Here is a 19,459-nt window from a genome sequence, read left to right as displayed (position 1 = left end):
GTGCGACGTTACTCCGCGGCGCTTCGCGCGCGGCGCCGCAGCACCACGACGAGCAGGATGAGCGCCGCGACCTGCAGCACCGCGACGATCGCGACGAGCACGGCGACGTTGCCGTAGAGCGCTCCCGCCACGACGGCGCCGAGCAGCGCGCCCACGCCCTGGAACACGGCGAACCAGCCGTAGGCGGCTCCGCGCTTGCCGCCGGGGACCAGATCGGCGACGAGCGCCTTGATCGTGGAGTCCTGCACGCCCGACGCGGCGCCCCACAGGAACACCCCGACGACCACGACCGCGACGGTCGGGCCGAAGACGAGACCCGGCACGAAGATCGTCATGATCGGCACCGAGATGAGCACCCACCCGCCCCAGCGGTCGTACGCCCAGCCGGTCACGATCGCCGAGACGGCCGCGGCCGCCATCCCGACGGCGTAGACGAGCGGCACGGCGCCGACGCTCACCAGCTTCGCGTCGGCGAGGTGGAACGACACGACGCCGAAGCTCAACAGCCCGAACGTCGTCAGCCCCGCGAAGAACGAGAACATGAGGAAGTTCTGGAAGACCTCGCGCGACGCGGCATCGGCCGCGACTCGCGAGGCCGGGGCGGCCATGGACGGCGCGGGCGACGGCGAGGGCGCGTCCGGCGCGGCGGGCGACTCCGGCCCCATCGCGGCGTCGAGGTCGTCGGCGACGGATGCCTCCTCCCCTCGCCCCTCGGTGCGATACATGCTCGGATCGGGCACCTTCGCCCGGAGCCAGAAGAGCAGCACCATCGCGACGGCGCCGGGGATGATGAGCACGAGGAACGCCGGCCACAGAGTTCCCGCGACGGCGGCGACACCGGCAACGATGAGCGGCCCCGCGAACGCGCCGATCTGGTCGAGCGTCTTGTGCACGCCGAACCCCTTGCCGCGGCCGACGGCCCCGGCGGCATCGGCGAGCAGCACGGTTTTGGCGGGTGAGCGGATCGCCTTGCCCGTGCGCTCGATGAGAAGCAGCCCGCTCGCGACGGCGAGACCGGCCGCGCCCAGCATCGGCGTGAAGAACAGCAGCGGCACCGAGATGGCGGTGAGCGCGTAGCCGAAGATCGTGAAGGCCCAGTAGGCGCCCGTGCGGTCGGCCCACGGACCGGTCGCGAGGCGGAGGAGAAGAGCGACGGCCTCGGCACCGCCCGTCACGAGGCCGACGAGCACGGCGCCGGCACCCAGCTGCTCGAGCATGGCGCCGCTGACCGAGGCGGAGCCGTTGGCGACCATGTCGATCGTGAGGCTCACGAACCCGAGTCCGACGACCATCGACCACGGCCGGAGCGCGGGCGTCCGCGACGTGCGGGTATGAGGCTCGATCATCTCGATGTCAGGCTACCCGCGCGCGGGGGCACCGGCGCCGGGCGGCCGGCGCCGCCCGGACCTTCCACTCCCGAGCGCTGCTGAGCCCCCGTCGCGGGCAGGCAAGCGCGCGAAGCCGACGTCACCCCGCACGGGTGAACCCCGGCGTGGCTTCATCGACGCGCGGGGTCGCACGACGCCACGATCGGAGTGAAGGCGCGATCCCTCCCCGCGTCTTGCGCAGGCCCGGCGCGCAGCGGGTCGACTCGGAAAGGAGTCTCATCGTGTCGAACACGCAGCAGTCCGGTTGGGCGGGCTGGGCCGTCTTCGCCGGCGTCGTGCTGATCATCGTCGGCGCCATCAACGCGATCTTCGGTCTCACAGGCATCATCGGCCCCGACAACGCCCTCTACGCCAACGCCGATTCGGGCAACATCTGGCTCTTCGACGTCAGCGCCTGGGGCTGGTGGCACCTGATCGTCGGCCTCGTCCTCATCCTCGTCGGCGTCTTCGTGACGCGCGGCGCGACGTGGGCGCGTACTATCGCGGTCATCATCGCCTCGCTCAACGCGATCAGCCAGCTCGCGACACTGCCCTACCAGCCGCTGCTCGCCCTTGCGATCATCGGCCTCGACGTCGTGATCATCTATGCGCTCGTCGTCCACGGCAGGGAGCTCCGCCGCTCGTAACCCGGCGTCAGCCTCTCCAGGGCGCCGTATTCCTCGGAGTGCGGCGCCCTCGGCATGCTCGGAGACCTCGACGCCGACGTGCCCGAGACCCCGGCCCTCGGCATCCGTCCCGCGGATTCTCGCCCTTGAGAACGCTCCCATGAGGTGGTTACAGTGCAGTAAGTAAACCGGCCCAACCCCGCGGCCCATCCCCGGCCCCTCGATGGAGAGGACTGCTCGAATGAACCCCCCGATCCGCACCCGCCACCAGGCCCCGCCCCCGACCAGACACCGCGCGAGGCGCATCGTCGCCGCCTCGACCGCAGCCCTGGCACTCGTCGCGGGAGCGCTCATGGCTGCACCCGCCTCCGCCGCGCCACCGCAGCAGATCGATCCGACCAAGCCCGACTTCGGGCCGAACGTCACGGTCTTCAGCCCCGATATGCCGGTCGACGACATCCAGTCGGCCCTCGACGCACTTGCCGCACAGCAGGTCGACGCCGAGATGTCGACGGCTCGCCGCGCGGTGTACTTCCTCCCTGGGCAGTACGGCACGGCGGCGACTCCGTTGCAGTTCAAGATCGGCTACTACACCGAGGTCGCGGGGCTCGGCCTGTCGCCGAGCGACGTGAACATCCGCGGTGCTGCCGAGGTCTACAACCGCTGCCTCGAGAACGACGGCACGTCGAACTGTCTCGCCCTCGTCAACTTCTGGCGCACCCTCGCGAACCTGAGCGTGCAGATCGACAAGTCCGGACAAGACGGCTGCCGCCAGAGCGCCAACTTCTGGGCCGTCTCGCAGGCCGTCTCCCTGCGGCGCGTGCATTTCTCGGGCGCCAACGTCTCGCTCATGGACTACTGCACCGCGGGTCCGCAGTTCGCCAGCGGCGGCTTCGTCGCCGACTCGCACCTGCCCTTCACGATCAACGGCTCACAGCAGCAGTGGCTGACCCGCAACAGCGAGGTCGACGGCTGGAGCAACGGCGTGTGGAACCAGGTCTTCTCGGGCGTCGTGGGCGCCCCGAGCGAGGCGAACTTCCCGACCGAGCCGTATACGACGGTCGAGAAGACGCCTGTCTCGCGCGAGAAGCCGTTCCTGTACGTCGGCGCCGACGGCAAGTACGCCGTCCGCGTGCCGGCCGCCGAGACCGAAACTCGCGGAACCTCGTGGGCCGACGACGCGACAGCGGGTCGCAGCATCCCGATCACCGACTTCTACATCGCCAAGCCCGGCGACTCGGTGCAGGTCATCAACAACAACCTCGCCCGCGGCAAGAACCTGCTCCTCACCCCGGGGGTCTACGACATCGCGGGCTCGATCGAGATCAAGCGGCCCGACACGGTCGTGCTCGGCATGGGCCACGCGACGCTGACGGCCGTGGGCGGTGCCGTGCCGCTCGTGGTGAAGGATGTCGCGGGCGCGATCGTCGCGGGCGTCACGATCGATGCCGGCACGACCCTCTCCCCCGCGCTCATGCGCATCGGTAAGGCGAACGGCCACAGCAACAAGGCCGAGGCGGGCAACCCCGTGACGCTCAACGACGTGTACTTCCGCGTCGGCGGACCGCACGTCGGCAAGACGACGACCGCCCTCGAGGTGAACTCCGACAACGTGCTCATCGACCACATCTGGGTGTGGCGCGCCGACCACGGCATCGAGGGGTTCAGCGGCGACACCGAGCGCTGGAACACCAACACCGGCACCACCGGCGTCATCGTCAACGGCGACAACGTCACGGCGACGGGCCTGTTCGTCGAGCACTTCCAGACCTACAACACCCTCTGGAACGGCGAGAGCGGTCGCGTCATCCTGTATCAGAACGAGCTGCCGTACGACCCGCCGACCCAGGCGGACTGGACGCAGCCCGACGGCACGCTCGGCTACCCCGGCTACGCGGTCGCGCCCGGCGTCAAACACCACGAGCTCGACGGAGCAGGCGTCTACGTCTTCAACCAGAACAACCCGTCGATCGTCACCGCCAACGGCTTCACGGTTCCCGAGACGCCGGGCGTGCGCCTGCACCACATTATGACGGTCAACCTGTCGGCCGGCACGATCGAGCACGTCGTGAACGGCGTCGGCGGTCAGGCCGACACGACCAAGATCGGCGTCCCGCAGTACGTGACGGACTACACGGGCTGACTTCTCGCGTGGATGACGGATGCCTCGACCCGGCGCTCGCCGGGCCGAGGCATCCGTCTTCTGCTCACTGCTCCTGACGGAGGGGCATCACCACTGGCGGAGGGGCATCACCACTGGGGGTGGATGGCCTCGCGGAGGCGGCGGTCGTAGACGTCGCGCACGACGGCGTCGAACGCCGCCAGGTCGAAGCTCTCGCCCTCGCCGTCGAGGAGGGCCGCGGCGTCCGCGTTCGACCGGGCCTGCGCGATGTTGCGGGCGCCCGGGATGACCGATGTCACGCCGGGGAGCGACGCGATCCAGGCCAGCGTCGCGGCGGGGAGGGAGACGCCTTCCGGGAGCGCGGCGGCGAGTTCGGCCGCGGCATCCAGTCCCACCTCGTAGTCGACGCCCGAGAACGTCTCGCCGCGGTCGAACGCCTCGCCGTGACGGTTGTAGTTGCGGTGGTCGTTCGACGCGAAGGTCGTCGACGACGTGTACTTGCCCGACAGGAGGCCCGACGCGAGCGGCACGCGCGCGAAGATCGAGACGCTCGCCGCCTGCGCCGCGGGCAGCACCTCGTCGAGGGGCTTCAGCCGGAACGGGTTGAGGATGATCTGCACGTTCCTCACGTTCGGGCGCGCGATTGCGGCGAGCGCCTGCGCAGACGTCTCGACCGACACGCCGTACGCGGCGATCGCCCCGTCGGCGACCAGGGCGTCGAGGGCGTCATAGGTCGCGTCGTCTTCGATCACGGCGGTCGGCGGGCAGTGCAGCTGCACGAGGTCGAGCGTTTCGACGCCGAGGTTGCGGCGCGAACGCTCGGTCCACGCGCGGAAGTTCTCGGGCGTGTAGTTCTCGGGCTCCTGCGCGGCGCGGCGGCCCATCTTCGTCGCGACGACGATCTCGTGGCCGGGTCGCTCGGCGAGGAAGCCGCCGATGATCGACTCGCTGCGGCCGTCGCCGTAGACGTCTGCCGTGTCGAGGAGGGTCACGCCGTGGTCGGCGGATGCCTCGAGCACCGCTCGCGCGTCGCTCTCGCTCACGTCGCCCCAGTCGGCGCCGAGCTGCCAGGTGCCGAGGCCGATCGCCGAGACGAGACGACCGGTGCGGCCGAGAGGACGCTGCTGCATGAGGACTCCTTCGTGCATGAGGGGATGCCTCTATCCTGCCCGGCTGCCGGCACGCCCGGGCCGGAGACGTCGCTCGTGAGCCTGCGGTCTCCCGCCGCGCATCGGCCGCGTATCAGCCGCGCCCGGTCAGTCGATGATCCCCGCTGCGCGGGCCGGACCCGCGTAGGCCTCGGCGAGGGTCGCGATCGTGTCGTGGGCATTCAGACCGCTGGGGTTCGGCACGACCCACAGCTCGGCATCCGCGATCCGCTCCTCCTGGCGGCCCTGCACGGCGCGCGGTCGCGCGAAGCCCTGCCGGTAGGCCGTGAGCCCGACGACGGCGACCACCCGGGCGCGCCAGGCCGCGGCATCCGTCTCCAGGCGTGCAGCGCCTTCGCGGAGCTCCTCGCGGCTCAGCTCGTCGGCCCGCACGGTCGCACGGCGGACGAGGTTCGAGATGCCGATGCCGCGGTCGAGGAACATGCGGCGGTCGTCGTCGGTGAAGCCGTCGGAGAAGGCCGGAATGTGCGGGATGATCCCCGCCGCGGCGAGCGCGGGGTAGAACCGGTTGCCGGGGTGCGCGAAGGGGGTGTTGGTCGCGGCGGTCCACAGGCCCGGATTGATGCCGACGAACACGAGGAGCGGATGCCGCGGCATCAGGTCGTCGATGACGGCGTCGCGGTACGACTCGAGTTCGGCGCGGGTGAACCTCACCCCGCCATCCTCGCGTGTCGCGGCTGCCACGGGGCCCGCGGGAAGGCCGGCGCGCCGCGGCCGCCGTCGAACGCGACAGTTTCCTGCGAGCGCGGCGTCGCGCGACGTAGCGCTCGCAGGAAAGTGTCGCGCTCGCGCTCCTGGCCGCGGCCGCGCTCGGGTCAGGCCTCCGCCTCGGCAGGAGTGCGCAGGATCGACGACATCCTCTTGCCCCGCGCGACCTCGTCGACGAGCTTGTCCATCCAGCGGATCTTCTGCGCGAGCGGGTCTTCGATCTCTTCGACCCGCATGCCGCAGATGACACCCGTGATGAGGTCGGCGTGGGGGTTCATCGCCGGCGCGCCGGCGAAGAAGGACTCGAGATCGATCCCGTCGGCGATCGTCTTCTCCAGCCCCGGCTTGTCGTAGCCCGTGAGCCACGTGAGCACCTCGTCGAGCTCCGCCGTCGTGTGCCCCTTGCGCTCGACCTTCTGCACATAGAGGGGGTAGATGCTCGCGAAGCTCATGCCGAAGAGGCGTTCGTTGCCGGCCATGCCTTCATTGTCGCCGATCCGGCGCCGGCGCCGATAGCGTCCTATCGGCGCCGGGCCGGCGGCCCCCGGGCCCCACCCCGGGCGCGGTCGTCACCCCCCGGTCGACGCCCCGGTCTGCAGCCAGACGGTGGACTCCCCCGCCACCACTGCCGCGTCATCCCCCACCGTCGCGAGCACGACCCGCTCTCCGGCGAGCGCGTACGGCTCGGTGCCGAAGTTCGTCACGACCTCCCAGCCGTTCGGCCGGCGGAAGCGCAGGACGTCGTCGCGCCCCGTCGCGATCCACTCCAGCCGCTCGTCGGTCTGCAGCGCATGCCGAAGCCGGAGGGCCGCGCGGTAGAGCTCGAGCACCGACCGCGGGTCGCCGTCCTGCACGTCGACGGCGTGCGCGGCGAACCACGCCGGCTGCGGCAGGTGCGCGCCGTCGGCGCCGAAGCCGAACGACGACCCTTCCGCCGTCCACGGCAGCGGGACGCGGCATCCGTCCCGCCCGATCTCTTCGCCGCCCGTCCGGAAGAACGTCGGATCCTGCCGCTCGCCCGCCCCGATGTCGGCGACCTCGTGAAGCCCCAGCTCCTCGCCCTGGTAGAGGTACGCCGATCCGGGGAGGCCGAGGAGGAACATCGACGCTGCCAGGGCCCGGCGCACGCCCCCTTCCCGATCGAGGGCGGATTCGGGGCCACCTTCCCGCAGCCAGGCAGCCCCGTGCTTCTCGGCCCCGCGACCGCGGTGGTCACGACCGAGCGGCGGGAGCCCGTAACGCGTCGCGTGGCGCACGACGTCGTGGTTGGAGAGCACCCAGGTGCTGGACGAGCCGGATGCCGCGGCCAGCGCCAGATTGTCGGTCACGACGCGACGGAACTCGTCCGCGTCGAAGTCGGCCTGCAGGAGGTCGAAGTTGAAGGCCTGTCCGAGGCTCTCCGGACGCGCGTACAGCGGGACGCGCGACGGCGCGACCCATGCCTCGGCGACGGCGCTGCGCGGCGGGTCGTACTCGTCGAAGACGCGCCGCCACTCGGCGTAGATCTCGTGCACGTCGTCGCGATCGATGAGCGGGTGCGTGCCGTCGAACGGCAGCGCGTCCAGCTCCGCGCGCGAGGGCAGCGGCTCGGTGAGGTCCTTCGTCAGCATGTGGGCGACGTCGATGCGGAAGCCGTCGACACCGCGGTCCGCCCAGAATCGCAGCGTCGTGACGAAGTCGGCGCGCACCTCGGGGTGGTCCCAGTTGAGGTCAGGCTGCTCGGTGGCGAAGTTGTGGAGGTACCACTGTCCGTCGGCGACCCGCTCCCACGCGGGTCCGCCGAAGATCGACACCCAGTCGGTCGGCGGCTCCGCGCCATCCGGCCCCTTCCCCTCGCGGAAGATGTACCGCTCGCGCGCGGCCGAGCCCCGGCCCGCGGCGAGCGCCTCCTGGAACCAGGCGTGCCGGTCGGAGGTGTGGTTCGGCACGATGTCGACAACGACCCGGATTCCGCGGGCGTGGAGGGCCGCCACCATGTCGTCGAAGTCGTCGAGCGTACCGAGGCGGGGGTCGACGTCGCGGTAGTCGGCGACGTCATAGCCGCCGTCCGCGAGCTCGGACGGGTAGAAGGGGCTCAGCCAGACGGCGTCGATCCCGAGCGCGGCCAGATAGTCCGCGCGCGACGTCACGCCTCGGATGTCGCCGATCCCGTCGCCGTCGGTGTCGGCGAAGCTCCGCGGATAGATCTGGTAGACGGCGGCCTGTCGCCACCAGGGCGGTGCGATCTCCGGGGACGCGGCATCCGTCTGGGGTTGAGCGGTCAGTGACACGCGATTCTCTCCTTCTGCGGTCGTGATTCTGCGGTGGGTTCGGTGGTCGTGGTGCGGTGCGGATGTCGTGGGAAGGATGCCTCGGGCTCAGCCCTTGACGGCTCCCTGCGTCACGCCCTCCATGACCCAGCGCTGCGTGAACAGGTAGGCCAGGATCGCCGGCGCCATCGCCATGAGGTACGACGCGAACGACACGTTGTAGTTGTTGCTGAACTGGGTCTGGAAGATGCTCTGCACGACAGGGAGCGTCTGCAGCTCGGGGTCGGAGGTGATGAGCGAGGGCATCATGAAGTCGTTCCACGACGCGAGGAACGCGAAGATGCCGACGGTCGCGCTCATCGGGGCGAGGAGCGGGAAGATGAGCTTCCAGAAGACCTGCCAGGTCGACGCCCCGTCGATGCGGGCGCTCTCCTCCAGTTCGTGCGGGATCGAGCGGAGGAACGCGGTGAACAGCAGGATGCTGAAGCTCAGCTGGAACATGATGTGCAGCAGCGTCACCCCGACCGGGTTGTCGAGCCCCGTGAGTCCCGTGAGCTGGATCTGCGGCAGGGCCAGCACCGGGAACGGGATGAACATCGCCGCGAGCAGGTAGAAGAAGGACGCGCGGAAGAACCGCCGGTCCCAGTTGCGGTGGATCGCGAACGAGGCGAATGCACCGAGGAGGATCGTCCCGGCCACGGTGCCGGCGGTCACGAGGATCGAGATGGTGAACGCGACGGGGAAGTTCGTCAGCTCCCACGCGGTGGTGAATCCCTCGAGGCTGAACGGCGCAGGCAGCGAGAAGGCGTTGCCGTCGACGGCCTGGGCCTGGGTCTTGAACGCCATCGAGATCGTGACGTACAGCGGCACGAGCACCGTGATCGTCGCAATGGCCAGCACGATGGTGAGCGGCCAGTCGGGACGGCCGGCGGAGCCCTGGCGGCGACTGCGGCGGCGGGGCGCGCCGCCCTCGAGGGTGCGGATGCCGTCGACCTCTTCGAGGGCGAGGGCGGGCTGGACGATGGCCATCAGAGTGCGTTCCTTCCGCGCGTCAGCCGGAGCTGCAGGACCGAGATGAGGATGACGAACACGAAGAAGACCGTCGCGTTGGCCATCTGGTAGGCGTAGTCACCGCCCGTGAAGCCCGTCACGATCGTCATCGCGATCGAGCGGGTCGCCGTTCCGGGGCCGCCGTTCGTGAGGCCGACGATGATGTCGTAGGCGTTGAGGTAGTTCTTGAAGCCAAGGATGACGTTGATGACGACGTAGCCGGCCACGAGCGGCAGCGTGATGCGCACGAGCTGCTGACCCTTGGACGCACCGTCGATCGAGGCCGCCTCGTAGACGTCACCCGGGATCGCGAGCAGCCCCGCGATGTAGATGAGGAGGCTCCCCGGGATCGCCTGCCACGCCGTCACGAGGACGATCGCGACCCACGCAAGGTCGGGGTTGGCGAGGATGCTCTCGCTCAGCCAGCCGATCCCCGTCGCCTGCCCGAGCGCGGGCAGCGAGTTGCTGAAGAGGAAGTTGAAGACGTAGGCGATGATGATGCCCGAGATGACCATGGGGATCACGAAGATCGTCCGCAGCCCGGTCTTGAGCCGGATGCGCGCCGTCAGCCCCACCGCCAGGAGGAACGCGACCACGTTCACCGCGACGACCGTCACCAGCGCGAAGCCGAGGGTGAACAGATAGCTCTGCAGGATCGCGGGGTCGCTGAACAGCGCGATGTAGTTGATGAAGCCGACGAAGTCCCACTCGCCGAAGCCGATCGAGTTCGTGAAGCTGAAGAAGATGCCCATGATCGCCGGCAGCGTGATCGCCAGGCTGAAGACGACGAGGGTGGGGACGAGGAGGACGTAGTAGATCCCCTCGACGGGCCGGCGGGTGCCGGCGGCAGCGGTCGCCGGCGCATCGCTGCGCTTGCGGGCGACGAGGGTCGCCGTGGTCGTTGTCATGTGAGGTCTCCTTCGACTCTGTGTCACTGACGGATCGGGGTCACTGCCTCATCGCCAGTCGCGCCCAGTCGGCGTCGATTCGGCGCAGGATCGACTCGGGGTCGGAGCCGAGCACGATGGCCTGCAAGTAGTTCTGGGTCGGGATCGTCAGCGGGATCGCGACGGACGCCCCCTGGTAGAACTTCGCGTCATCGAAGTACTCCTTCATGCCCACGATCCGCGGATCCGTCACGGGCGCGGCATCCGTCGTCGTTCCATAGCCGAGCTGAGCGGCGTTGTACTCGTCCATGACGTCTTTGCGGAACAGGTACGAGAGGAAGGTCCGCGCGGCCTCCTTGTGCTTCGAGGCCTCCGGGATCCAGGCCGCGAGGTCGAGGTTGACGCGCACCTTCAGGTCGCCGGGGTCGTCGGTCACCGGCAGCGGGAAGGTGCCGAGGTCGAGGTCGGGGTTCGACTTCGCGATCTCGCCGAAGGCCCACGGGCCCTGCAGGTACATCGCGGCCTTCTGTTCGGCGAATGCGAGGTTGCCGTCGCCGTAGCCTTTGCTCGCGGCATCCTGATTCGTGTACTCGTCGACGAGCTGCTGCATCTGCTGCACGGGCTTGGAGAGGGTCTTCTCGAACGAGACCTTCGAGTCGGGCCCGACATTCGTGCCTTCCTGCGCCAGCCCGTCGAAGAACTTCGCGACATCCACGTCGCCGCCCACGGTGTAGTCGAACCAGCCCTGCGCGATGGTCCACGGGTCTTTGAAGGTCGCGTAGAAGGGCGTGATCCCGGCGCCCTTGAGCTTGTCGCACACTGCGACGAGCTCGTCCCACGTCTGCGGGACCTCGAGCCCCTGGTCTTCGAAGATCTGCTTGTTGTAGATGACGGATGCCGCCATCACCGAGTACGGCAGCACGCTCGTGCGTCCCGGGTACGTCGCGTACTGGTCGACGAGCTGCTGCACCTCGGGGCGGATGCGCGAGGCCTCGGGCATGTCGGAGAGGTCGCTGAGCGCGCCGCGCTCCATGAACCGCGCCATCTCCATGTTGTAGTTGAGCAGCCCGAGGTCTGGCGGGTTGCCGCGGAGGAAGCCGGCCTGCAGGTTCGAGGACGAGTCGAGGACGACCCGCACATCGTTCTGCGACGCGTTGTAGTCCTTGACGAGATCGCGGAAGTACGGGATCGCCTCCGGCTTGCTCAGGTAGAACCGGACCGTCTCGGGCTGATTGCCGGCGCATGCCGACAGCGCCGACGCCGCGACGGCGAGGGCCAGGCAGGCGGCTGCCGCGCGCTTCCAGGATCGTCGGAGGTGAGGCACGTCATCGTCCTTCCAGGGAGGTTCGTGGGGAGATCTTCTTGATTCCGTGATTAGATTTTTCTGCCGGATCAATTAGATGCGTCCATAATGCAGGAGAAGGCCGAGGAGGTCAAGAGCCGTGATCGAGCCCGCAGAAGACGTCAGCGCGGGGCGCCGAGAGGCGCCTGGACTGCCGAGCCCGGCGCCGCGCGAGGCGCGCCGCGCGAGCGTGGACGCCGTCCTGCAGTGGGCGTGGGATGCCGGCACCTTCACGAGCAACGACGCGATGCCCGCCACGGGCCTCACCCGGTCGACGACGATCGAGGCGGTCGACGAGCTGATCGACATCGGACTCCTCCGCGAGCTGCCGAACGCCCGCGAGGCAGGTGCATACCGCAAGGGACGACCCTCGCGCAGGTTCGAGCTGAACGCCGAGGGCGCGGTCGTCGTGGGGGTCGACGCCGGAAGGCTCCACCTCACCGCGATCGTCGCCGACCTGCGCGGAACCGTGCTGGGGGTCACGCACAAGCGCAGCGACGTGCTGCCCGGAAGGGAGCATGATCAGGAGACGGATGCCGCGTCCCGCCGGCGCGACCTGATCCGCACAACGATCGACAAGGCGCTTCATGCGGCCGGCCGCAGACGGGCCGATGTCCTCGCCGTGTGCATCGGGGTGCCTGCGCCCGTCGATTCGGTAGGCCGCTCCCCCGATCACCGCACCGGCTTCTGGACCCGGATGAACCCCGACCTCCGCGGACTCGTGGCGGAGTGGGCGCCGATCGTGCGCGTCGAGAACGACGCCTCCCTCGCCGCAGTCGCCGAGGGGGCCACGGGCGCGGCGCGCGAGCATCGGGACTATGTCGCCCTGCTCGCCGGCGAACGCCTCGGCGCGGGCGTGGTGATCGACGGGCAGCTGCTGCGGGGCGCGCACGGCGGAGTCGGCGAAGCCGTCGCCTTCGACCACGTGGAGGGCGTCGGCGGCGCCTACGGCCTCGGATACCGCCTCGCGGAGTGGGCGCGCGCCGACATCGAGGCGGGTGTGATTCCCGAGGGGCATCCCTTGGCGGGCGCTCGTGCCGGGGTCGGTCGTGGTGCCGGTGGTGGTGCGGGTGCCGGTGATGGTGCGGGTGGGGGTGCCGGGGTCGGTGGTGGTGTCGGTGTTGGTGCCGTGGGCGGCGGCGTCGGGGCCGATGCCGGCGTCGGCGTCGACGCGAAGTCGGTGTTGGAGCTGGCGCGGGCCGGCGACCCCTGGGCGATGGGCCTCGTCGAGCGTGCCGGGGCGTGGCTCGCTCGCCTGGTCGGCGTCTACGGCACGTTCTACGACCCGTCGCTCATCGTCGTCGCGGGGGCGGTCGCGGACTCCCTCGACCCGGTCATCGCCGCCGCCCGGCGCCTCGTGGCGGCCGAGCTCGACCTCCCCGCGCCCGAGATCGTCGCCTCATCGCTCGGAGCGGATGTCGTCGCGGTCGGCGCCACGATGGCCGCCGTCGAGTCAGCGCGCGCGGGCGTGCTTGCGCTGCGGGAGCTTCCGCCCGGACTGGCCCCGGACGCTGCGGCCGCGAGCGCCTGACCGGTATCAGCCCGCCTTGCGGCCTCGGGATATCTGCGCCAGGCGACGGGCTTACGAGCCGACGGTCACCTTCGCGACTTGATCGAGGGAGTCGACAACAGTGAGTGGGTCGACGGCGGTGTCGCACTGCATCTGCAGCAGGTACGCGTTGCTCATGGTGGATGTCGCGTAGTCCAGTTTGTGGAAGACCCGTCCCGTCAGCAGGAATGCCCCTTCATCGTCGCTCCAGAGAAGGGTGCGGGTCGCCACGTCGCCCGCATCGTCCGGGCCTTCGACACCTCCGCTGAGAGCGAAGTGCCCGTCGAACGCGTACTCGGCCATCTCGTCGGCCGTCGCTCCGGACATCGCGGCGAGGAATTCGTCGGAGGCGGCCAGGTCGTCGGTGGCGGCTGTATCGAAGGTCTGCTGCCAGTACTGGGCCGTACACGTGCCGTCCTTATTCACGAAGATCACCTCGCCGTCTGTCGCGTCGGGGCTCAGCGTCCACGAGGCGTCATCCCCGCCGAGGGAGAACTGCCAACCGACCATTGTCAGCGGTTCCAGTGCCGCGCCGTCGTCAAAACCAAGCGAACCCGCCTCAGCGGCGGCTGTATCGTCCACGGCGGCGAACACTTCTGTACCGACGATCACTTCACGCCCTTCTGAAAGCGTCTGCGTCGCGATGATCGCTTGGTCGTCGGTGCCGGCCGGGACGGAGAGAGTGAGCCCGATCGCCTCCAGTTCCGCGCGCGCGTCGGCGACCGTCATCCCGACCAGATCGGGCACCTGCACGCGATCGCCGTCCGGCGCGCTGCTCGAGGGAGTCGACGCAGCATGGACCGATCCCCCCGAGTTCGCGGTGACCGCGACGGCAGCGATCACTGCGACGAGCACGACCGCGCCGGCAATCGACCCGCCGATGATCCACCTCCTCGCCGATCGCTCCTTCGTTGACCCTCCGTTCATGCTGACGTCACTGGCGACAGGCGGCGTGTTGTCCATTCCTGTCGCCCCATCGGGGAGTCGCGTCATCGAGGCGTGGAATGCGTCAGCACTCCCTGCAGCGGGTGGCGTCCCCTGAGCGGCCGAGTCATCCATCATGGACTCTGCACGGGGACCGGGAGAGGCGTGGGCCCCCTCGGTCCCGGCACCGCCTGGCTCGTCGCGATGACCCTCGCCCCACTCCCCCGCCCGACGCAAGTCGTCGGAATGGGAGCCGGCGTTGGGCTCCTTGATACCGCGCGGATCATCATCAGACATAGCGCCATCCCCAAGAAGCACCCGTCCAAAGGAAATCCCTTTGCTGCGAGAATGATGCACCCGTCACTCTCCGCGTGCAACGGGTCGGTGGAGCGCGGTAGATGAGCGCCTGCCGCCCCGACGGCCTCGAGGACGGCAGGCGTTGTGGTCGTCGCCCAACTCGTCTCGTGTGGGTAGAGATGCTCACCATCCCAGCGGCCGGCTTCTTCGATGAAGCCGAACCGGCGCCCCATAATCGTCAGAGTACGCGGATGCGGCTGGTCGGCATGAGTAGCGCCGGTCTCCCCGTCGCCCTTTCGGAGGTCGGGGAGACCGACGAATCACATGCCGTCGCTGATCATCGCCTCGGTCAGCTCGACATTCCGGACGAACGCCTGCTCTGAGAACTCAGTGTTGTAGTTGAGTCCGTAGGGCCAGATATGCGGATTGCTGCAGTTCAGGCGGGCATCGGGGCCCTCCCATGACTGCAACAGGGCGTTCGCGTTCGAGCCGATCCAAGCGCCGTTGACGCACTGGTTGTAGTACCCGCCGCTGGTCCCGATGCCAAGGGTGTGTCCGATCTCGTGCAATGCCGTCCCCTCGACCATGTAGGTCCGGTCCGCGCCGAAGCTCATGCCGCCGTCAAGTCCCGCTTGGGCCGTCGGAACTGAAGGGTTGTACCAAATCCGGAGGTGCTTGGAGATGTCGGTGAGCGCGTTGTAGCGATTGACCGCCGCGCCGACTGCCGCGTCGATGCGGTTGTAAGCGTCGATCTGGTCGGCGGTCGGGTTCGGTTCGCGGTAGATCGTGTATGTCATCTCTCGCACTGAGGCATCAGTGAGGCGCCAGCGCTGAGCGGTGGTGCCGTTGCACGTCCACTGCTGAATCACCGCCCCGTCCATTTGGGCGGAGTCCTTGTTGTCAAGGCAGAGGTTGCTGTGGCGGTTGACGATCTCGCTATACCCGTCGCCGGCGTCGGTGATTCTCCACTGCTGCACGGGGTAGCCGTTGCAGGTCCACTGACGAACCTCAGCACCGGGCATGGCGTTCCAATTGAAGTCGTCGAGGCAGAGGCCGGTATACCGGTTCTTGATCTCGGCGAAACCATTGCCGAGGTCGCGGACTTCCCACAGCTGGTTCGTCCCCTTGTGGCAACTCCATTGGCGGACCTCCGCGCCCGGGTTCGTGTCGAAGGCATAGTCATCGAGGCACAGACCGCTGTGCTCGTTGCGAATCTCCTGATTCATGCCCGCGCCCGTGAGTTCCGCGGCTGCCGCCGGTGTAGTGAGTCCTAGAGCCGTCAAGCCAATAAAGAACGAAATAGCCATAGCTCCGAAGACCCGAGCCTTTCGCGTGGACATCCTTGGCCAGTTCATCGCGTGTGTTCCCTTCCTTGTCTCCGGTCGTCCTTGTGATCGACCGGTGGTCTGTAGCGGCGAGCAGTCGCCGTTTGGTCGAATTGCACCGACCGAGTCCGGCGATGCTCTGAATCCGCGGACCGGAGCAGAAGCCCCTTCCCGAGGCGGATCGCAGCGAAGCCCCTCTCACAGCAAGGGCGCTGAGGGCACTTGAGCGCCGCGGACGGTGATCGATCGCTTCCAGTTGTGTTGCAGAAGTTGATGGCTAATGGCGCGTCGGGGGCGCGTTGAGCGCTGACGGGCGCAGAGTCCATGGGGCGCCGCTGTGGACCGCGGCGAGAACGCGCCGGTGGAGGGACAGCGGCAGATTCGACAGCGCACTCCTCTATTGAGTGATCGCTTCCGAATCTCAGGTGGAGTGAAGCATCCTGGGTTTCATGGAGACTCGCCCTTGGAAGTGCGCGCCCGGGCGGATCGTTCCCGGGCGCGCACCACGCTGAAGGCGGATGTCAGCCGCAGCTGCGTGCCGAGTACTCCGCTGTGTACGTCTTCGTGACCGGCTGCCCGTTCGCGGAGGTGGTGACCTTGGCGGTCAGCGCACCTGCCTCCATGGTGCCCAGGCGCGTGCTGAACGTGACCGACTTGCTCTTCCCCGAGGCCAGGCCAGTTGTCTGGCTGCTGCCGTAGGGCGACTGGACGAGCGCGTCTACGGCCACCTCACCGGTGTTGGCGAGCGTCGCGACGAGCGTGACCTTGCCGGCCACGCACCGGCTCGCGGCCGTCACTGCGAACGTCGGCACCTCCGGCGCCACGACCTTGACGGTCGCGGTCACGGTGCGATTCGCGTCCGCGAGCCACTCGGCATCCGTCATATCGAGGATCGGGCTGCCGTCCTGACGGAAGTACACCATCCGCACGCCCGCATCGCGGGTACCGTCCGAAGTCAGCTTCGCGTGGAACACGTTGAGCAGGTTGCCGTCGTCGTCGTACGTGTAGGCGTTGTGGCCAGGTCCCCAGTTGTTGGTGTTGGGACCTTCGTAGTGCCAGATCGGGTAGTCGCGCACCTGCCACGTCTTCGCGTCGAGCAGGTCGGCACCGGATGCGGCGGTCGCGAGTCCGACGGCATAGGTCCAGTCGACTCCCGAGCCCGAGAAGGTGATCATGATCTTGCCGTCGCGCTGGATCACGAAGGGACCTTCGACGACCGGCGTGGTGTTGTCGGACCAGCCGCGGTCGGGGAACGCGATCGTCGAGCGGTCGCCGGCGAGCTGCCAGCTGCCCGTCCTCGAGGGCGTGACCTTCGAGATCTTCAGGACCGCCGGGCCCGTGACCGGGGTGATCGCGCGCTCGGACCACACGACATAGTCGGTGCCGTTGTCTTCGAAGTGCGTCATGTCCAGCGTGATGCCGGCACCGTACGTCGTAAGCGGCTGACCACTGGCGTCGAGCACGCGCTGCGGCGCTTCCCAGTCGGCGCGCACGAGCGGGTTGCCGCCCGACTTGAGCCGCATCGTGAAGGACTGCACGCCGTTCCACGCGTTGACGTTGTTCGGGTTCGCGGCGAACAGGACGTACAGGTCTCCACCGACGATGTGCAGCTCGGGGGCCCACAGCTGCGAGCCCACGGGCGCCGTACCCGACAGGCCGAGACCGAGGATCCGGTTGTCGGCTGCGGTCGCGATGCCGGCGACCGTGTCGGCCTGACGGATGAAGAACTCATCCTGCCCGTTGTCGTCGGTCGAAATGAACAGCCACGTCTTGTCCCCGTTGGGCAGCGTGTACCGCAGCATGTGGGGGTCGGCGCGGCGCGAGATCAGCGGGAAGATCGTGTCGATGCGCTTGAGCGTTCCGGTCACGGCGTACTCGCCGGGGGTCGAGGTGTCGACCGACGACGTGTCCCAGCTCACACGGAAGTCGTGCGTGCCACCGTCGGAGTAGTCGGCCGTCACCTTCTCGGGCAGTGTGAGGGCACCGCCGGCCGTGATCGTCACGTTCTCCGGAGCCTGCAGACCCGTGTTGCGAACCCGCCCGAGCAGCTGGTCGGCCGAGCGGGCCTCGGCCACCGTGAGCGGAACGATCGACGCCGTCTCGGCGTACGTCACGTCGATGCCTCCGGTGCGGCCCGTCGGCTGCTGGCCGGCCTTCACGGCAGAGACGGCCGCGAAGTCGGCGGTCTTCCCTGTCAGAGCGGAGCCCGCCGCGGTGGTCCAGACGATGCGGTACGCGTTGACGCGCGAGTCCCATTCCGCCGCGACCGCACCCGCGGTGCCCTGTCCCGGCAGGGGCAGGTAGCCCACTTCGGTCCAGTTCGCGAGGTCGGGCGATGTGAAGACGAGCGCTCCGGCGGAGTCGGCCGTCCCCGCGTCGTTCGTACGGCGGGCGATGAGACCGAAGCCCTCCTCGTCCTTGAGGCGGAAGACGTAGGGCTGCGCCAGGTAGCGCTTGGTGCCGTTGCTCGTCTCGGTCATGTTGCTGACCGTGGGGAACACCACGCCGGCACCGGAATTCAGTGCCGTGAACGCGACGCCTTCCGTGCTCAGGGCGAGGTGGCCCGTGCGCGTGACCTCGGGGTCGTCGCCGCCGCGGGTGTTCTTCGACGTCGTGTAGGCCGCCAGGCGCGAAGCGCCGGCCTCGGCGATGCGCACGTCGATCTGCGTCGTCGCTGCGTCGGCTCCCGTTCCGATGACCGCCTGCACCCTCGCCGCACGGAGGCCGGTGGCCGGCGCCGTGGCGATCACGCCACCCGCGACGGATCCGGCGCCGGAGACGTGCGACCAGACGACGGGGAGGCCGAGCACGGTCGCTGGCAGCACGTAGCCCTTCTCGAGCACGGACGGCAGCAGAAGCGACTCGGCAGCGAGGGCCGCCTGCTCGGCGGCGGTGGGCGCCTTGAGCACCGTGACGGAGAAGTTCTTCGTCGCGCTCCGTCCCCGCACCGTCGCGGTCGCCGTGAGGGTGACCGGTGTGTCCGCCGCCGGCCGCGTGACCTGACCGTTGGCGGCCACGATCCCCGAGGGCGACGACGTCCAGGTGACGCCGCCGGTCGTGGGCAGCGCGAGGTCGGTCTGTACCTGCGCGAGGTTCTGCGCGGCATTGGCGGCCGCGAGGTCGATCGCATTGACGGTCTCAGTGGCGGATGCCGCGGCATCCGTCGCCGATGCGGCCGCGATGTCGGCAGCCGAGAGTGCCTCGCTGTACACACGGAAGGCTGAGACGCCGCCCTGGTACAGGCTGTCGCCGGCGTATGCGCTCTTGCCGATGTAGTTCATCGTGTGCGTCGTGAGGTCGCTCAGGGCGACGGCGGAGTCGGCCTTCTGGGCGACGAGAGCACCGTCGATGTACAGCTTGAGCGTGGAGGTCGTCCCGCCGGCGTTCTTCGAGATCGTCGCGGCGACCGACTGCCACTTCCCCTCGACGAGCTTCGTCGACGACGTGACCGACTGCTCACCAGACCAGTTGGTCTTGGAGATCGCCACGCGCGGCGCCACCGGCTGGATGAAGAACTGACCGGTCGCCGCATCGCCGGATCCGCCGAAGTTCCACAGGAACTTCGCTCCGGAAAGAGCTGTGGGGCTCGTCTCGATGACGATCGTCGCCGCGCTCTGCCCGGCGAGCAGGTCGTTGGGCAGCTGCACGTGGTTCGAACCGTTGAACTGCATGGAGCCGCCGCGCCACGCTGCGCCCCCCGCGACGGTCGCGTCTCGACCCCCGCCGGAGATGTCGTGCAGTACCGTGCCGCTCGCTTCCGAGAAGTCGTACGACGCCAGCAGCGAGGTGGGCTCTGCGGCCGTCGCCGGGCCCGTCAGGCCGATCGTGCCGGCCACCAGCGCGA

The 19,459-nt window shown here is 68.9% G+C and carries 14 protein-coding genes; 3 read left to right on the top strand and 11 right to left on the bottom strand.

Features of this window, described 5'->3' with window-relative positions; all coding sequences use genetic code 11:
- Positions 1-8: 8 nt before the first annotated feature.
- On the bottom strand, positions 9-1,346 hold the full coding sequence (locus ACSBPH_RS16600) for an MFS transporter (protein WP_442575414.1): 1,338 nt from the start codon (positions 1,344-1,346) through the stop codon (positions 9-11).
- A 263-nt stretch (positions 1,347-1,609) separates the two neighbouring features.
- Between ACSBPH_RS16600 and ACSBPH_RS16595 the strand changes: the two genes are divergently transcribed.
- Positions 1,610-2,014, top strand: coding sequence for a DUF7144 family membrane protein (locus tag ACSBPH_RS16595; RefSeq protein WP_442575413.1), 405 nt, complete (start codon positions 1,610-1,612; stop codon positions 2,012-2,014).
- Positions 2,015-2,234: 220 nt separating this feature from the next.
- The gene (locus ACSBPH_RS16590) at positions 2,235-4,136 is read left to right on the top strand and encodes an adenylyl cyclase (protein WP_442575412.1); all 1,902 of its coding nucleotides are present in this window, start codon (positions 2,235-2,237) and stop codon (positions 4,134-4,136) included.
- Positions 4,137-4,243: 107 nt separating this feature from the next.
- Here the strand turns inward: ACSBPH_RS16590 and ACSBPH_RS16585 are convergent, their stop codons facing one another.
- The 7 genes from ACSBPH_RS16585 to ACSBPH_RS16555 all read right to left on the bottom strand — a co-directional run bounded on the left by ACSBPH_RS16585 (position 4,244) and on the right by ACSBPH_RS16555 (position 11,502).
- A complete protein-coding gene (locus ACSBPH_RS16585; protein ID WP_442575411.1) occupies positions 4,244-5,245 on the bottom strand; it encodes an aldo/keto reductase in 1,002 nt (333 codons plus the stop codon).
- 126 nt (positions 5,246-5,371) lie between these two features.
- Positions 5,372-5,938, bottom strand: a complete 567-nt coding sequence (locus ACSBPH_RS16580) for a mismatch-specific DNA-glycosylase (RefSeq protein WP_442575410.1) — start codon at positions 5,936-5,938, stop codon at positions 5,372-5,374.
- Positions 5,939-6,099: 161 nt separating this feature from the next.
- Entirely contained in the window at positions 6,100-6,471 is a 372-nt protein-coding gene (locus ACSBPH_RS16575) for a DUF2200 domain-containing protein (protein ID WP_442575409.1), read from the bottom strand.
- A gap of 90 nt (positions 6,472-6,561) precedes the next feature.
- Complete coding sequence (locus ACSBPH_RS16570; protein ID WP_442575408.1) at positions 6,562-8,262, bottom strand: glycoside hydrolase family 13 protein; 1,701 nt, start codon at positions 8,260-8,262, stop codon at positions 6,562-6,564.
- An 87-nt stretch (positions 8,263-8,349) separates the two neighbouring features.
- On the bottom strand, positions 8,350-9,270 hold the full coding sequence (locus ACSBPH_RS16565) for a carbohydrate ABC transporter permease (RefSeq protein ID WP_442575407.1): 921 nt from the start codon (positions 9,268-9,270) through the stop codon (positions 8,350-8,352).
- Positions 9,270-10,199 carry a carbohydrate ABC transporter permease gene (locus ACSBPH_RS16560; protein ID WP_442575406.1) on the bottom strand — a complete coding sequence of 310 codons (930 nt, stop codon included), beginning with the start codon at positions 10,197-10,199 and terminating at the stop codon, positions 9,270-9,272. Before ACSBPH_RS16560 ends, ACSBPH_RS16565 begins: the two co-directional genes overlap by 1 nt.
- 40 nt (positions 10,200-10,239) lie before the next feature.
- Positions 10,240-11,502: an ABC transporter substrate-binding protein gene (locus ACSBPH_RS16555; RefSeq protein WP_442575405.1), complete on the bottom strand. Its 1,263-nt coding sequence runs from the start codon at positions 11,500-11,502 to the stop codon at positions 10,240-10,242.
- A gap of 118 nt (positions 11,503-11,620) precedes the next feature.
- On the opposite strand from ACSBPH_RS16555, the gene ACSBPH_RS16550 reads away from it, so the two are divergent.
- Positions 11,621-13,051 carry an ROK family protein gene (locus ACSBPH_RS16550; protein ID WP_442575404.1) on the top strand — a complete coding sequence of 477 codons (1,431 nt, stop codon included), beginning with the start codon at positions 11,621-11,623 and terminating at the stop codon, positions 13,049-13,051.
- A 51-nt stretch (positions 13,052-13,102) separates the two neighbouring features.
- Here the strand turns inward: ACSBPH_RS16550 and ACSBPH_RS16545 are convergent, their stop codons facing one another.
- The 3 genes from ACSBPH_RS16545 to ACSBPH_RS16535 form a co-directional block, all read right to left on the bottom strand.
- Positions 13,103-14,032 (bottom strand): PASTA domain-containing protein, encoded by a 930-nt coding sequence (locus tag ACSBPH_RS16545; RefSeq protein ID WP_442575403.1) that lies wholly within the window; start codon positions 14,030-14,032, stop codon positions 13,103-13,105.
- A 578-nt stretch (positions 14,033-14,610) separates the two neighbouring features.
- Positions 14,611-15,597, bottom strand: coding sequence for an RICIN domain-containing protein (locus ACSBPH_RS16540; RefSeq protein WP_442575402.1), 987 nt, complete (start codon positions 15,595-15,597; stop codon positions 14,611-14,613).
- 539 nt (positions 15,598-16,136) lie between these two features.
- Positions 16,137-19,451 carry a family 43 glycosylhydrolase gene (locus ACSBPH_RS16535; RefSeq protein ID WP_442575401.1) on the bottom strand — a complete coding sequence of 1,105 codons (3,315 nt, stop codon included), beginning with the start codon at positions 19,449-19,451 and terminating at the stop codon, positions 16,137-16,139.
- Positions 19,452-19,459 lie beyond the last annotated feature (8 nt).

The sequence above is a fragment of the Microbacterium sp. F51-2R genome, from assembly GCF_052180235.1.
Classification (GTDB): Bacteria; Actinomycetota; Actinomycetes; order Actinomycetales; family Microbacteriaceae; genus Microbacterium.
This window is presented reverse-complemented; position numbering and strand designations above follow the sequence as displayed.

Coding starts and splice junctions, on each gene's coding strand:
- ACSBPH_RS16560 (WP_442575406.1), bottom strand. CDS start 10,199: ATGACAACGACCACGGCGACCCTCGTCGCCCGCAAGCGCAGCGATGCG.
- ACSBPH_RS16585 (WP_442575411.1), bottom strand. CDS start 5,245: ATGCAGCAGCGTCCTCTCGGCCGCACCGGTCGTCTCGTCTCGGCGATC.
- ACSBPH_RS16575 (WP_442575409.1), bottom strand. CDS start 6,471: ATGGCCGGCAACGAACGCCTCTTCGGCATGAGCTTCGCGAGCATCTAC.
- ACSBPH_RS16590 (WP_442575412.1), top strand. CDS start 2,235: ATGAACCCCCCGATCCGCACCCGCCACCAGGCCCCGCCCCCGACCAGA.
- ACSBPH_RS16565 (WP_442575407.1), bottom strand. CDS start 9,270: ATGGCCATCGTCCAGCCCGCCCTCGCCCTCGAAGAGGTCGACGGCATC.
- ACSBPH_RS16545 (WP_442575403.1), bottom strand. CDS start 14,032: ATGGACAACACGCCGCCTGTCGCCAGTGACGTCAGCATGAACGGAGGG.
- ACSBPH_RS16600 (WP_442575414.1), bottom strand. CDS start 1,346: ATGATCGAGCCTCATACCCGCACGTCGCGGACGCCCGCGCTCCGGCCG.
- ACSBPH_RS16540 (WP_442575402.1), bottom strand. CDS start 15,597: ATGGCTATTTCGTTCTTTATTGGCTTGACGGCTCTAGGACTCACTACA.